The 14753-nt window shown below is 64.2% G+C and carries 13 protein-coding genes; 4 read left to right on the forward strand and 9 right to left on the reverse strand.

The window, feature by feature from the left end:
* Positions 1–522 (reverse strand): quercetin 2,3-dioxygenase, encoded by a 522-nt coding sequence (locus FJV77_RS11895; protein ID WP_142867001.1) that lies wholly within the window; start codon positions 520–522, stop codon positions 1–3.
* A 15-nt stretch (positions 523–537) separates the two neighbouring features.
* Here FJV77_RS11895 and FJV77_RS11900 point away from each other — a divergent pair, with 15 nt between their 5' ends.
* Positions 538–1197 (forward strand): TetR/AcrR family transcriptional regulator, encoded by a 660-nt coding sequence (locus FJV77_RS11900; RefSeq protein WP_185970285.1) that lies wholly within the window; start codon positions 538–540, stop codon positions 1195–1197.
* Here FJV77_RS11900 and FJV77_RS11905 read toward each other — a convergent pair.
* Positions 1194–3170 carry a BTAD domain-containing putative transcriptional regulator gene (locus tag FJV77_RS11905; protein WP_142867142.1) on the reverse strand — a complete coding sequence of 659 codons (1977 nt, stop codon included), beginning with the start codon at positions 3168–3170 and terminating at the stop codon, positions 1194–1196. The two genes, FJV77_RS11900 and FJV77_RS11905, sit on opposite strands and share 4 nt — an antisense overlap.
* Positions 3171–3336: 166 nt before the next feature.
* On the opposite strand from FJV77_RS11905, the gene FJV77_RS11910 reads away from it, so the two are divergent.
* Together FJV77_RS11910 and FJV77_RS11915 are read left to right on the forward strand one after the other, a co-directional pair.
* Positions 3337–4329: a DMT family transporter gene (locus FJV77_RS11910; protein WP_142867003.1), complete on the forward strand. Its 993-nt coding sequence runs from the start codon at positions 3337–3339 to the stop codon at positions 4327–4329.
* Positions 4330–4480: 151 nt separating this feature from the next.
* Positions 4481–5197, forward strand: a complete 717-nt coding sequence (locus FJV77_RS11915) for a DUF1194 domain-containing protein (protein ID WP_246691244.1) — start codon at positions 4481–4483, stop codon at positions 5195–5197.
* A 75-nt stretch (positions 5198–5272) separates the two neighbouring features.
* Here the strand turns inward: FJV77_RS11915 and FJV77_RS11920 are convergent, their stop codons facing one another.
* From FJV77_RS11920 to FJV77_RS11940, 5 genes are all read right to left on the reverse strand, one after another.
* Positions 5273–7252 (reverse strand): glycoside hydrolase family 127 protein, encoded by a 1980-nt coding sequence (locus FJV77_RS11920; RefSeq protein WP_142867004.1) that lies wholly within the window; start codon positions 7250–7252, stop codon positions 5273–5275.
* Between the two features lie 43 nt (positions 7253–7295).
* A complete protein-coding gene (locus tag FJV77_RS11925) occupies positions 7296–8153 on the reverse strand; it encodes a carbohydrate ABC transporter permease (protein WP_142867005.1) in 858 nt (285 codons plus the stop codon).
* Positions 8153–9079 carry a sugar ABC transporter permease gene (locus FJV77_RS11930; protein WP_142867006.1) on the reverse strand — a complete coding sequence of 309 codons (927 nt, stop codon included), beginning with the start codon at positions 9077–9079 and terminating at the stop codon, positions 8153–8155. Before FJV77_RS11930 ends, FJV77_RS11925 begins: the two co-directional genes overlap by 1 nt.
* 172 nt (positions 9080–9251) lie before the next feature.
* A complete protein-coding gene (locus FJV77_RS11935; protein WP_142867007.1) occupies positions 9252–10493 on the reverse strand; it encodes a sugar ABC transporter substrate-binding protein in 1242 nt (413 codons plus the stop codon).
* A 69-nt stretch (positions 10494–10562) separates the two neighbouring features.
* Positions 10563–11606: a LacI family DNA-binding transcriptional regulator gene (locus tag FJV77_RS11940; RefSeq protein ID WP_142867008.1), complete on the reverse strand. Its 1044-nt coding sequence runs from the start codon at positions 11604–11606 to the stop codon at positions 10563–10565.
* A gap of 272 nt (positions 11607–11878) precedes the next feature.
* Here FJV77_RS11940 and FJV77_RS11945 point away from each other — a divergent pair, with 272 nt between their 5' ends.
* Entirely contained in the window at positions 11879–12415 is a 537-nt protein-coding gene (locus FJV77_RS11945) for a dihydrofolate reductase family protein (RefSeq protein WP_142867009.1), read from the forward strand.
* A 158-nt stretch (positions 12416–12573) separates the two neighbouring features.
* On the opposite strand, the gene FJV77_RS11950 is transcribed toward FJV77_RS11945, so the two are convergent.
* Both FJV77_RS11950 and FJV77_RS11955 read right to left on the reverse strand, forming a co-directional pair.
* A complete protein-coding gene (locus tag FJV77_RS11950) occupies positions 12574–13434 on the reverse strand; it encodes a patatin-like phospholipase family protein (RefSeq protein ID WP_142867010.1) in 861 nt (286 codons plus the stop codon).
* Complete coding sequence (locus FJV77_RS11955; RefSeq protein ID WP_246691245.1) at positions 13431–14723, reverse strand: pitrilysin family protein; 1293 nt, start codon at positions 14721–14723, stop codon at positions 13431–13433. Before FJV77_RS11955 ends, FJV77_RS11950 begins: the two co-directional genes overlap by 4 nt.
* Positions 14724–14753: the final 30 nt, after the last annotated feature.

The raw sequence follows: 14753 nt of genomic DNA on the forward strand, positions 1-14753 counted from the left end.
CTAACCGTTGGCCGCCGCATGGCCGGCCGTCGGCGCCATTGGCGGCCCGATGATTTCGGCCTCATAGCGCGCGCTCACACTCTTCAGCGCCTCGATGTCGGGCGGCATCGCCGGCGGCAAACCTTCCGCCTCCGCCGGCCGGCCACCATCGATGAAAACGCCCTCGCCGCCGCCAGGCGTCAGCAGCGTCAACATCCGCGCCGGCCTGTCGCCCTCGACCACGAAAGTGTGGGGAACGTTTCTCGGCAGGAACACGAATGAGCCCGCGCTCGCCCGGAAGGTGCGATCGCCGCATTTCATCGTCAATTCCCCTTCCAGCACATAGAAGGACTCGTCCTCGCGGCGATGGACGTGCGGCGGCGAGAAACCCGGCGCTATGAGGGATTCCAGCAGGCCAAAGCCGCCTCCAGTGCTGGCCTCGGTGGCCTTCACCGTCATGCGGTTCCTCAGAAACCAGATTGCTTCCCCCTCGCCCGGTCCCAGGAAACGTGCGTCGGCGGCGGTATGGCTGGAGATTGTCATGAAAGCCCCCTTTCAATGTGCTTGATGCGGTTATTGCACTCTTGTGCAATTAATAATCCGCACCCACGCACCGCGCAGAAGCGTCGCACCCGCAAGGCGATCGTCGATGCGGCGATCGCCTTGCTTGCCCAAGGCGAGACGCCGACCGTCAACGACGTGGCCGCCGCGGCCGACGTCTCGCGCCGAACCGTCTATCTCTACTTTCCGAGCTTCGATCAGTTGCTGCTCGATGCGACCGTCGGCGCGCTCAGCCAGGCGTCGGTCGATCGCGCCATCGAGCAGGCGAGCGACGACGGCGAGGCGCGCGTGGAGCATCTTGTCCGCGCGCTGCATCACGTCAGTCCCGAGGTCGAAAAGCTCGGTCGCTCGTTGATCAAGCTCACGGTCGATGGAGAGCCGCCGGCGGAGGGCGCGCCGCGCCGCGGCTACCGCCGGATCGAATGGATCGAGCAGGCGTTGTCGCCATTTCGGGACCGCTTGGACCCGAAGCGCTGGAACCAGCTCGTCCGGGCGCTTGCCATGGTGATCGGCTGGGAGGCGCTGATCGTCCAGCGCGACGTCTGCGGCCTCGGCGCCGCGGAGGGCGAGGACCTGTCGGTGTGGGCGGCGAACGCACTTGTGCGGGCCGCGCTCGAGGATGAGGGCAATGCCGGCCCTCCGGTATCGGGAAGTTAGAAGTTCGGAAGGCCGGCTCTCGCCAGCATTTCAAGGAACCGCGAGTGATGATCATCCCTCACATAGCGCGGCAGAAAGCCGGGGCAGACATTTTCCACGTTGAGATGTGGAAGTTGCGACAGGCAATGATGGATGGCGCGTGAGGCTTCTTCATTGTTGCCGGTCGCCGAAGCAGCGGCCGCCCAGTAAAGGGCACCGCGGACGAACCCTGGCTTTGTCCTGACCACCTTGCGGGCGACTTCGAGCGTCCGGCGGTCGTCGCCGCCGGCGAACAGCGCGACCGCCAGTCCATGATGACGCCAGAAGTCGATGACGTCGTGCGTGCCGAGGCGTATCGCCTCATTGGCCGAGCGCAGCGCTTCGCTCACCTGGCCGCGCAGGCCGTAGAGCTCGCCGAGATCACCGTGGCCGCTCGGATAGCTCGGGTTGAGGCTGACCGCGTGGCGGCATTCGACGATTGCCTCGTCGATCCGACCATCACATTCGTAGGCGAACGACAAGATGCAACGGGCAATCTCATCATCCGGCACGGCCCTTACCGCGTCTTCGGCAAGCCGGATCGCGTTGTCGACATGCTGCCGCTTGCCAGGCAGCGCGCCGAATGCAAGCCCCATGGTCGTCGCGATGGATAGTGTCCGCTTTGCCCGAGCATTTTCGGGCGCAATCGAAAGGGCCTTTTCGGCGAGATCCTTCGACACCAGGAGCGAGTCCCGGGTCATCTCGAAGTACTTCATCAGAGCTTCATTCACCAACCTGCGCACTTCGGGGGTGCCCGGTGGGCTCTTGTCGCGAACCTTCCAGTTGGTCAGTTGAAGTTCGAGGCTGACCGCCAGCACAACCGCCTGCGCGATCCTGTCCTGGAATTCGAGCGCGTCCTCCGAATGGCCGTCGAATTTCTGGGCCCAGACATTGTGGCCATCGGCGGCGTCGACCAACTGAACGTTCACCCTCAATTCGTCCCCAGACCTCTGGATGCTGCCGTTGAGCATGTAGCGGGCCCGCGGGGCCGCCGACGCCTTGGATTCCTCGCCGCCCTCCTTGAGCGGCGGGAGCCCCGAGAGCACGACATAGTCGGCCACCTCGGAAAGCGCCGTGGTGATGTCATGGACCAGACCCTTGGCGAAAAAATCGTCGCCGCGCTCGCCCGTCAGATTGACGAAGTCGGCGACACCAATGGATGGACGGCCGAGGCGCTGAACGGCAGGAACGCTATTTGCCGATTGCCGGCTCGTCGAGACGTCGGCAGCAGAGATGGATTGCCAGAGCGCTCTTGTCTCCGGGCCGACGTCAACACCGAACTCCTTCTTCAGCGCACTCCTGCAAGCCTCGAAGGTTCGCAACGCCTTGTCTCGCTGGCCGCAGGCTGCAAGCAGTTCCATCTTCAGCCGATAAGATTCCTCTCGCGTCGGCTCCATGGCCAGAATTCGATCAGCCACGGCCAGTCCGTTTTCAGCATCCACGAGACGGGCGAGCTTCTCCATCGAGAGAAGCGCGCGGCTCAGCAGCCTTTCGCGTTCCGCTGCCGCCCAATCATCGAAAGCGTTGCTTCCCAGGTAAAAGCCATCGAGAAATGGCCCGGTGTAAAGCGCCAAGGCTGTTTCGAGTTCCGGCGCGGAACGGGCCGACACGCCCGCTTCGAAGTCCTCGACGTCAACCCGCACCGCGTCCGGCCTGAGGCCGATAAGCTCCTTGCGGGAGTGGACGATATCCATGCCCGCTCGCGACAGATCCCGGCGCAGGACGCTGAGCGTTTGCCGCAGACTGTTGCGCGAGTGCTCGCTGTCGCTATCGCTCCACAGGAGGTCGGCCAGCCTCTCCCGTGGTGCCGCCATGCCTGGACAGCGGGCCAGATAGGCGAGGATCGCCGGGCCTCGCTTTCCAGTCAACCAAACCGGACCGCCAGCTTCCTTTTCAATCTGGAAACCGCCGAAGAGTGAGACTTTGCTGCCGGCGACGCCCGCCCCATTTCGCATTTGCTTGAACAGCTTTTCAGAATGACGAAATTCTAACTTAAAACTAACGCTGCGGAAACTCCGCTGCCCCGCCCCCAAGCGCTGCCGTGACGATACATCAATTAGGCTTCGCTGAATTAGGGAAAACTGGAACCTACCATAGGTTTCCGGTCCGGGGGTGCGGCGGATGTCGAAGCTCACAGCCAACTTGCTGCTCCTGTTCGCCGCCGCTCTGTGGGGCTTCGGGAACGTGGCGCAAAAGACGGTGCTCGATCACCTCGATGCGCTGAGCGCCGTTGGCCTGCGCTGCCTGATCGGTGGGCTGCTTATGCTGCCCTTCGTCCCGATCGAATGGCGAATGCCTGCCGGCGCCGGCCATCTTTCCAGCCTGGCCCGGGTGGTCGCGCTGTTTGCCGTCTCTATCGTGCTCCAGCAGCTCTGCTATCTCGGCGCTACCGTCACGAATGCAAGCTTCTTGATCAGCACGACAACGGTGATAACGCCGCTTGCCGCCTGGCTGTTGGTGGGTGAGCGTCCGACGACCGGTCTGATACTTGCCGCAGGATCGACCGTCGTCGGCTGCCTGCTTCTTTCTGGTGGGGTCGATGGTTTCAGTGGCGGCGATCTGACGGCCCTCCTATCGGCCGGCTGCTATGCGCTCTGGACGGTCGAGCTCGGGCGGCACATGCAGGCCCATGCCCGTCCCTTCACGGCCGCGGCCGCGCAGTTCCTCGCCGTCGCAGCGCTCGCCCTTCCGCTCGGGGCGATGCAAGGCAATCTGTCATTCACCGCGGCTTCCGAGGCCGGCCCCGAACTGGTGGTGCTTGGGGTGTTCTCCACAGCGATCGCCTTCGGCATACAGATTGCCGCCCTGCGCTTCACATCGGCCAGCCACGCCGTCGTGATCGTCAGCGCCGAAAGCGTCTTCGGCGCCATGGGCGCAGCGATCTTCCTCGGCGAGCAGCAATCGGTCGTCGGCGCGCTGGGTGCGGCCATCATCCTCGCTTCAATTCTGTCGGTCGCGATGGCGAGCCGATCGCCGGTGCGCCTCACCTCGCGACCCGACGCTGGCGCTTCCGACGCCGGAGTCCGCGCCTTTGCAGGTGCACCAGCTGGCTGGGGGACTCCCGCAACCGCCAATCCTGCTCACGAGGAGGCGTTCCATGATCCTTGCCGGTGATGGCCCGCGCTCGTCCGCCAGCCGAAATCGACCTGTCGTTGAGATGGAGGGTAGAATGTTCGAATGCCTTCACGATGAACTGAGTTCCCGGCTTGATGCTGGGTCGGGAAAGAGTGCCCATTCCTTGCTGAGGCTGGCGGCGCTCGCCGCCATGGCGTTTTGGGTGCCGACCACGCAGGCCGCCGATGTCGACGGTGCGGTTCTGAATGTCGACGTCGCGGTCGTCTTCGCCGTGGACTTCTCCTCTTCGATCGACCCCAAGATCGCCGACCTGCAGCGCGAGGGCCATGCCGCGGCATTCACCTCGCCGGAGATCATCAGGGCCATCTCCCAGAATTACCTTGGCTGCATAGGCGTGGCCTATTTCGAATGGTCGAGCCCCGGCCACTCGCGCACAGTGCTGCCGTGGACGCGCATTTGCGGACTGGAAGACGCCAAGGCAACCGCGGCGGTGATCAGGGCGACCGGCGACACCGGCTATCTCCGTCGAGGCCGCGGCGGAACGTCGGTTTCGGCGGCCATCGATGTCGGAAGCCTTTTGCTCGACCGGTTTCCGGGGAATGCGATGAAGAAGGTGATCGACATATCTTCCAATGGCGAGAACAATGACGGGCTGCCCGTCCAGCCGAGCCGGCAGAACGCCATCGCCAAAGGATACACGATCAACGCGATCGCCATTCCAGCAGATGACGAGGACCCCAAGCAGCCGCTTGCGTCCTATTTTGCGCAGTCCGTCATCGGCGGCTACCAGGCCTTCGTGATGTCGCCGACGGGGCCGCGCGACTACATCACGGCGCTGCGCCGCAAGCTGGTGACGGAAGTCAGCATGAACGTCGACCCGCACATTGCGGCAACGGGCATTCACTAGGCCTGTATGGCCGTGCGTTTTATCAGGGCGCCGACGCGCCGCGTCGCCTCCATGCGGATGCGGCGACGGCCGCCCTCATCCCTCCCGCAGCCAGACCAGCATCTCGCCTGGATCGCGGTTGTCCCAGGCAAAATACGGGACCGCCTTGAGCTTCGTCGCTTCCGTCGCCGGCGGTTCAGAGCGATAGAGATCGGCGCCCCAGTTTTCCGCCGTTTCCCGGCTGCCGGTGGCCGAGAGGGTGACGACGCCGCCGAGGAGGTTCGGCTCGGGGTGCGCCTCGATCTCAGCCGTGCGCGGCAAGGTGATGCGGTGCAGTTGGCCGGCATTGTCGGTCTCTTCGACGCAGTAGATCAACGGGCCGCGCGCAAGTGCTACGCGGCCGATATCCTGGCGCACCTGCGGGTTGGCGAACAGGCGCGAGATCGACATGTCGAGGTCGAGCTCGACGCGGTCGCCCTTTTGCCACTCGCGCCGGATCGCCGCGTAGCCATCGTTCGACGCGGCATCGAGGTCGACAGACGCGCCGTTGACCTTCAGCGTCGCCTTGCGGCACCAGGACGGCACGCGCAGATGCAGCGTGAACTCAACGGGCGCATCCGGGTCGACCCGGATCGAGACCGCGCCGTCCCAGGGATAGTTGCTGGTCTGGACGAGGCTGACTGGCGTGCCCGCGATGTCGAAACGCGCCGTCGAGTCGCCATAGAGGTGGACGGCCAGCGCATCGTCGGCGAGGCTGTAGAAATAGCTGCCGATCGACGCCACCATGCGGCCGATATTGGGCGGGCAGCAGGGGCAGCGGTGCCATTTCCAGCGATTGTGCTTGCCCCGGCTTTCCAGCGGGTTCTGGTAGAAGAACAGCGAGCCGTCGAGCGACAGGCCGGAGATCGAGCCGTTGTAGAGCGCCCTCTCCATCATGTCGGCGTAGCGGGCGTTGGGACCCATGCCGAGCATGCGGCTGGCCCAGAACACCAGCCCGACCGAGGCACAGGTCTCGGCATAGGCGGTTTCGTTGGGCAGGTCGTAATCGCTGGTGAAGCCTTCATTGTGGGCCGACGGCCCGAGGCCGCCGGTGACGTAGAGGCTCTTGGTGGTGAGATCGTCCCAGAGCCGGTCGAGCGCTGCCCGCAGCGTATCGTCGCCATATTCGGTGGCGATGTCGGCCATGCCGGAATAGAGGTACATCGCCCTGACCGCGTGACCGACGACCTTGTCCTGCTCGCGCACCGGCCTGTGCGACTGATTGTATTCGTAGGTCTTGAAATGATAGGCCTTCGGGTCGGCGCCGCGCGCACGCGCCTCTTCGTCGAAATAATGCGGCTCGACGCCGCGTTGGTCGATGAAGTATTTCGCCAGCTCCATGTATTTCCGCTGGCCCGTCGCCCGCGACAGCTTGACCAGCGCCAGCTCGATCTCCTCATGGCCGCAATAGCCCTTCCGCTTGCCGGGCTCCGGCCCGAACGTGTCGGCAATATGGTCGGCATAGCGGCATAGGATGTCGAGCAGCTTGCGCTTGCCGGTGGCCTGGAAATAGGCGACCGCGCCCTCGATCAGATGGCCGGCGCAGTAGAGCTCGTGGCAGTCGCGCAAATTGGTCCAGCGCAGGCCAGGCTGGATGCGCTGGTACCAGGAGGACAGATAGCCGTCGGGCTGCTGCAGCTTTTCGTACATGTCGATGACGGCGTCGATGTTTTTCTCCAGCCGGTCGTTGCGGCGGCGGTAGAGCGAATAGGCGGCGGTCTCGATGGTCTTGCCCCAGTCGGAATCCCAGAACATCTGCGTCGTCACGGTCGAGCCGGTGAAGCCGGGCGTGGCCGCCTCGTCGGGCGACGGCGAATGGAAGGGGATGACGAGGCCGGGCGACGGCCGGTCCGGATCGATCTGCTCCAGCATGCGGGCCTCGACGCAGCGCTCGTAGAGGATGTCGGCGGTGCGCGAGGCGACCGCATCGACGCGGTCGCCCCAGAAGCCGCGCACGTCGACCTGCGGCACCGGCAGCGGGCGGAAGGCGAGGCTCAGTTTTCCCGTCTTCCGGGCGGCGGAGTTGTGTTCGGTCATCGGCTGGCTCCGTTCGATTTCGTCATTGTCATTTCACCGCGAGTCATTTCACGGCGCCGGCCATCAGGCCGCGTATGTAGAAGCGCTGCAGCAACAGGAAGAGGATCAGGCAAGGCACCATCATCACGGTGACGCCGGCCTGCACGGCGCCCCAGTCGATGGCGCCGAAGCGGCCGGATTGAAGTGCGGTCATCATGATCGGCAGGGTGAATTTGGACTGGTCGGTCATCAGCACGAGGGCGGCCAGGAACTCGTTCCAGGCGCCCAGGAACGCGAACAGCGCGATGGTGACGATGCCGGGCCAGACCAAAGGCAGCATCACCTTCAGCAGCATGGTGAAATTGTTGGCACCGTCCATGCGGGCGGCCTCCTCGATCTCGCGCGGCACCGCGTCGAAGGCGTTGCGCATCATGAAGATCGAGAACGGCAGCTGCAGCGTGACATAGACGCAGACCAGCCCGGTCAGCGTGTTGTGCAGGCCGACCTTGGTCAGCACCAGGAAGATCGGCGTCAGGATCGACTGGAACGGGATCATGATCGTCGACAGGATGACGACGAAGAGCAGGTCCTTGAACGGAAAGCGGAAGCGCGAGAAGCCGTAGCCGGCAAGCACGCTGACAATGACGGAAAACACCACCGTCATGGCGGAGACATAGAGGCTGTTTTGCGCCGGCAGCCACAGCCCGTCGCCGAAAGTGTTGAGCGTGCCATAATTTTCGACCGAGAAGCCGGTGGTCGGCCAGGGCGGCAGCGGCGGCAAGCGCGCCTCCTGCGACGGCTTGAAGGCCGACAGCACCGTCCAGACGATCGGCGCCAGGAACAGCACCGAGGCGATCATGCCGGTCGCGTGCTCGGCGATGCCGAGGCGCAAGCGGCTGTTGCGGCTTCTTGCCTGCGCCATCAGTCGACCCCCTCTGGCTTGCGCAGCAGCCAGAGCTGGAACGTGCTGAGCGCGACCAGGATGGCGAGCAGGATCATCGACAGTGCGGCGCCATAGCCCAGCTTGAACGACACGAAGGACTGGTTGAATATCCAGTAGACGGCGGTCAGCGTCTGGTTGCGCGGGCCGCCGCGCAGGATGATGTAGAACTGGTCGAAGGCGAGGATCGAGCCAGCGACCGACAGGATCAGCGCCAGCGCCAGGGTGCGGCGCATCAGCGGCAGCGTGATGGCGCGAAAGCGCGCGAAGGGCCCTGCCCCATCGATCATCGCCGCCTCCTGCAGATCGGTCGGGATCGACTGCAGGCCGGTCATCAGGATGATCATGGTGAAGCCCGCCACCTTCCACACGACCATGGCGATGATCGACCAGAAGGCCGGCTGGAAGGTGGCCAGAAGGTTGAATTTCTTCCCGGTCAGGCCGAGGTCGTAAGCGGCCGGGCTGAACAGACCGGAATCGACATTCAAAAGCCACGACCAGAGCAGGCTCGCCGAAGCAAAGCCGATGACAGCCGGCATGAAGAAGGACGTGCGGTAGAAGCCGGTGAGCCGCCGGGGACGCTCGATGAACAGCGCCAGCGGAAAGGCGACGGCGAAGATCGCGATCGTCACCACCACCGTGTAGAGGCCGGTGAAGCGCAGCGCGTTCCAGAAGCGGGTGTCGCGCAGGATCGCCCAATAATTATCGAGGCCGATGTAGCTGTGCTCGCCCATCAGCGGCCAGTTGTGCAACGACATCCACGCCGTCATGCCGAGCGGGATGATGAAAAAGACAACCACCAGCGCCACGGCCGGCGCGACATAGAGCAGGCCGATCCACTGCCGGCGGCCGGCACCGACCAGTTTTCGCGGGCGCGCCGGAACTGCGGTTGCTGCGATTGAGGTCATGCGATGCTCCAGTTGCGGCGTCCCCCTCCCCCTTGAGGGGAGGGTCCGGCCGAAGGGCCGGGGGTGGGGTCCTCTGCGCAGTGCGCCGACAGAAAGGCCGAGCACTTCGCAGGCGACCCCACCCGGACCCTTCGGGTCCGACCTCCCCTCAAGGGGGAGGTTGAGGGCGGCGCTATTTCTGCGGCGCCTGGTCGATGATCGACTGCATGGTCTCCTGCGCATTCGAAATCGCGCCGTCGACATCGTCGCCGAAGAAGACCTCGTTGACCATCTGTGTCCACGGGCCGTTGGCGGAGTTGATCAAATCGTTGAACACCACCGAATAGGGCGTACGGCCCTTGGCCATGGCCTCGGCGGCGATCTGGTAGCGCGGGTCAAGATCCTTCAGCGCCTCCTTGGCGATGTCGCCGCGCACCGGCAGGCTGCCGTATTTCGCCAGGATGGTCTGGCCCTCCAGCGAATAGGCGAAGTCGAGAAACTCCTTCACCACGGCGAGCTTTGTGGTGCCCTTGGTGACGACGAAATTGTCGCCGCCGGCGAAGGATGACCAACCGCCATCCTTGCCCGGCAGGAAGGTGACGCCGTAATCGACATTAGGATACTGCGTGTTGAGCGCGCCGATGGCGAAGGCGCCGGAGGGGGAGATGCCGATATTGCCGGCGGCGAAGGCTGCAAAGAAGTTGGAACCGGTGTCGGTCTGCGCGCCCGCCGGCACCAGGTCCTTCTTGACCATCGACCGGTAGAGGTCGATGGCGCTGCGTAGCTGCGGGCTGTCCAGCGTCGCCTTCGAGCCGTCCTCGGAGAGGATATCGCCGCCCGAGGCCCAGACCAGCGGCGTGAAGGTGAAGATGTTGCAGCCGCCGCAATTGCCGGAGAAATAGAAGCCCTTGATGTCGCCGCCGAGCGCGTTGACCTTCTCGGCGTCGGCTTCGATTTCGGCCCAGTTGGCCGGGCCCTTTTCAGGGTCGAGCCCGGCCTGCTTGAACAGCTTCTTGTTCCAGATCAGCACCGAGCTGTCGGCCGAGAACGGCAGGCCGTAGATGCGGCCCTTGTAGGTGCCGGTCTTGACGTGCGCCGGCGACAGGCTGGCGAAATAGGGCAGCGACTTCGCCCAGTCGGTGATGTCTTCCAGCTGGCCGGCGGCGGAAAAGGCCGGCGTGTAGATCAGGTCGAGTGAAAGCGCGTCGGGCGCGGTGCCGCCGGCGGCCGCGGCGCCATATTTCGGAATGATCTCGGCATTGGGGATGATGTCGAGCTTGATCTGGTTCTCATGCGCCTTGTTGAAGGTATCGACGATGCGCGGCATGAAATTCGAGCCGTCGGCACGCACCCAGATATTGGCCGTGTCGGCGGCCATGGCGGGCATAGCGAAAATACTCGCGGCAAAGGCAAGCCCGGCAATCATGGTTTTCATGGTTCTCCTCCTCATGGTTCTGTTCTCCTCCCTATTGCGGCGCTCTCCCAGATCGCGCCGCGCGTTCTCCTAGCCGCCTGGGGGACGGCCGCATGACTGACGCACCACCAGCCGGCACGGCAGTTTTCGGATGCCCGGCGCGGCCGGTTGGCCGCCGACGAGCGAAAGCAGCGCAAGACCGGCCTCGCGGCCAAGCGCTGAAAGGTTCATGTCGACCGAGGTCAGCGGCGGCCGCGTCGCTTCCGCCACGATCTCCCAATTGTCGAAGCCGATAACGCCAACATCGCCGGGCACGCCGATGCCGCGCTCGCGCAGCGCATCGATGACGCCGCGCGCGATCTGGTCGTTGCCACAGAAGACGGCGTCGGGTTTCTCTCCCCTGCCCGCCGTGCCGTCGAACAGTCTTGCGACCGCCTCATGCCCCCAGGCTTCCGACCAGTGTCCGAGCAGCGGCTCGGCAACCGGCAGGCCATGCTCGGTCAGCACTTCGCGATAGGCACGCGCCCGCTCATGCACCACGGTGAAGCTCGCAGGACCGCTAACATGGGCGATGCGCCGGCGCCCGAGCGCGCAAAAATGCTCGACCGCCAGCCGCGCCCCGCCGGCATCGTCGGATTCGAAGCCGATGGCGTCGGGATCGGGCTGGGTGAAGGCGTAGATAACGGGAATGCGCAGGTTGGCGAGATCGACCGGCAGGTGGCGGTCGATGCGTTTGCCGGTGGCGATTATCCCGTCGACGCGCTTGTCGAGCATGGCCTCGACATGCAGCTGGCCGAGCCGCTGGTCGTCCTCGACATTGCACAGGAACACCGAGACGCCGGCATCGACCAGCGCATCGGACACGCCGGCCATCAGCGGCAGCGAGAAGCGCCCGTAGGTATCGTTGGTCAGCAGCCCGACGGTGAAGGAGCGCTTGCGCAACAGGCTCTGCGCCAGGCTGTTCGGCCGGAACCCGAGCCGCTGCGCCGTCTCGCGAATACGCTCGCGCGTCTGAGCCGTCATCCGCCCCTGCCCGTTCAGCGCCTTCGACGCCGTCGCCACGCTGACGCCGGCAGCGAACGCCACCTCACGCAGAGTGACCGGTGTCTTGGCGGGCGGGGCGTCGGAAGACATGGTGGGCGGCGGACCCTTAGCTGGGAAAAGGTTTTCTCTTATTGCCCTGTGGGAGTGATGACGGGTGAGGTCAGCGGCCACAGGATGATTGGGAAAAGGTTTTCTCAGACGAGATTAGGGGAAGGATTTAGGGATAGCAAGGGGGGAGCTAGACCGATGATTGCGTTCGGCGAGCAGCAGATTCGTTGTCGACAACGGGCCGCGCCACTTTTTTCGAAGCGTGTAGCATCGACTCAGCGCCATCCGTCCTCTGAACAGAAAGGAGAACGCCCATGCGGAAACTGATCATCACCGAATTCATCAGTGTCGACGGCATTGCCGAGGTCGAAAAGCTGCCCAAAATGACCTGGAACGATGAAATGCAAAGGTTCAAGGAGGATGAGCTTGCCGATAGCGGCGCCATGCTTCTGGGGCGCACGACCTATGAGATTTTTGCGGGCTCATGGCCGAGCGAAACCGGCGACTTTGCCGACCGCTTCAACGCGTTGCCGAAATATGTCGCTTCGACCAGCCTGAAGGCGTTGGACTGGAAGCCGGCGGAATTGCTTACGGGTTCCTTGCCCGAAGCGGTGAGCAAGCTGAAGCAAGGCAGTGGCGGCAACATCTATGTGCATGGCAGCCTCAGCGTCGCGCAGGAGCTGCTGCGCCACGGCCTGGTCGACCGCGTCAGGCTGCTCAGTTATCCCGGCACTGTTGGCGATGGCAAGAAGCTGTTTCCGCCCGACATGCCCGTGGCGCTGGAGCCGATCTCGGCCATGACGTTCAGCAATGGCGTGGTGGCGCTGGAATATGCGGCCGGGAAGGTGTGATTAGCCAATCTCCCCCTCGTCGGGGGATGCCCGGCAGGGCAGAGGGGACGTCTCGCATGGAGCTCGGCCCCCTTACGGCAACTAGGAGGTCGCGCTAGGACGGACCGACCCCCTCTGTCGCCTTCGGCGACATCTCCCCCTCAAGGGAGATTAGCAGTTCAACCGGCCTTCTTCCCTCGCTTGCCCCCGGCGCGCGCCTCGACCACTCTTTCCACCTCGCGCTTCAGCTCGTCCTTGATCTCCTGCGTCTCGGCCAACAGGGTGTCGATCTTCATGAAATCGAGCACGCGGTATTTTGAGACGTTGGGGCGGATCAGGATGTCGGGCGGACCCTGCTTCAGCTTGTGGGCGATGATCGACTGCATCATCAATTGCGTGGCGCCGTACATCAGGTCGACGGTGGTCGGGTGCTTGCGCTCGGCCTCGCTCGGCGCGCCGACGACATCGATGGCGATGATGATGTCGGCGGCGTTTTCGATCAGGTCGAACGGCACCGGATTGTAGATGCCGCCGTCGATCAGCACGCGGTCGTCGCGCGTCACCGGCCGGAACACGGCAGGAATGGCGGCCGAGGCGGCGAGTGCCGAGTGCAGGTCGCCATCGTCGAAAACGGCCAGCTTGTGGCCGAAATAGTCGGTCGCCGTCACCTTGAGCGGGATCTGAAGGTCGGCGAAGGATTCGGGAATGGCTTCGGGCAGGAATGCCTTCAGGATGCGCTCGATGTTGAACTGGCTGACGCGGATGCCGCCCTGCATGGCCTCGGCGATGGTACCCGGCCGCGAGCGCCACATGCGCGCCGCAACCTCGGCACGGCGGCTCAGGATCGAACGGGCATAATCCTCGATTTCCTTGCCGCTCATGCCCGCGGCCATGCCGGCGCCCATGATGGCGCCGATCGAGGAGCCGGCGATGGCTACCGGCTTGATGCCGAGTTCGTCCAGCGCTTCGACGATGTGGATGTGAGCCAGGCCGCGAGCGCCGCCGCCGCCAAAGGCGATGCCGAAAGTGGGACCTGTCATTTGGCCTCCAGCTTCGGGCCGATGCTCATGATCGCAGGGGCCGCCGACAGCAGCTTCTTCGCCGCCGCCTTGACCTGATCGAGCGTCACGCCGTTGATGAGCGCCGTACGGCGCTGCACGTAGTCGATGCCGAGATGGTCGAGCTGCAATTCCACCAGGGTCGCGGCAATGGCGCTGGAAGAATCCAGATTGCTGATGGCATAGGAGCCGACCATGTATTTCTTGGTTGCGTCCAGTTCGGCCTCTGTCGGCCCCTCCTCGGCCATCTTCCTGACCACGTCCTTGACGATGCCGAGCGTCTCTGCCGCGCGGTCCGAACGCGTCGCCGTTGTGATGATCAGCGCGTTGGAATGCTGGTGATCGACCAGGTTGGAATCGACGCTGTAGGCCAGGCCGCGTTTTTCGCGCACCTCGTCATAGAGGCGCGAGGTGAAGGTGCCGCCACCGAGAATCTGGTTCATCAGCACCGCCGGGAAGAAATCCGGCGCATCGCGCTTCACGCCGGGATAGGCGAACTGCAGCGAGGTCTGCGGCAGGTCGTAATCGACCTCGAGCCGCTGGCCGAGCTTCAACTCAGTATCGGCAACCGGCCGCAGCAGCTGCTTTTCCGGCAGATCGCCGAACACGTCATCGAGCTTCTGTTTCAGCGTCGCGGCGTCGATATCGCCGACCACCGCAACATGCAGGCCATTGCGGGCGAAATTGGCCTTGTGGAAGGCAGCCAGATCCGCCGCGGTGATTGTGGCGATGCTGTCTTTGGTGCCCTGGTCCGGCCGGGAGTAGGGATGTTCGCCATAGATGGCGCGCAGCCATTTGGTCTGGGCGACGGTGTTGGGGTCGCGCTCACTGGCGATGATGCCGGACAATATCTGGGAGCGGATGCGGTCGATCGGCGCCTGGTCGAAGCGCGGGCTGGTAACCGCCAGCCTGAGCAGGTCGAAGGCCGCATCCTTCTGCTCGGCCAGCATGCGCATCGAGCCATAGGTGCCGTCGCGCGCCGCGTCGAAGCCCATTTCGGCGCCGGCATCGTCAAGCTTGGTCTGAAAGGCCTCGCTGTCGAGGTCGCCGGCGCCCTCGTCGAACAGGCCGGTCATCAGATTGACCAGCCCTTCCCGCCCTGCCGGATCCTGCGTCGAGCCGCCATCGAAGACGAAGCGAATGGCGATGATCGGAATGGAGTGATCCTCGACCAGCCACGCGTTGATGCCCTTTGACGAGGTCACCTGCTGGATGTCCATCGCGCGCGCGGCAAGCGCCGGCACGACGAGGAAGAGGATAGAGAGGAACAGGGTGGTGACGGCGCGGAGAGCTCTACCTTC

Origin of the sequence: Mesorhizobium sp. WSM4306 (assembly GCF_007003975.1) — a bacterium.
GTDB lineage: Bacteria > Pseudomonadota > Alphaproteobacteria > Rhizobiales > Rhizobiaceae > Mesorhizobium.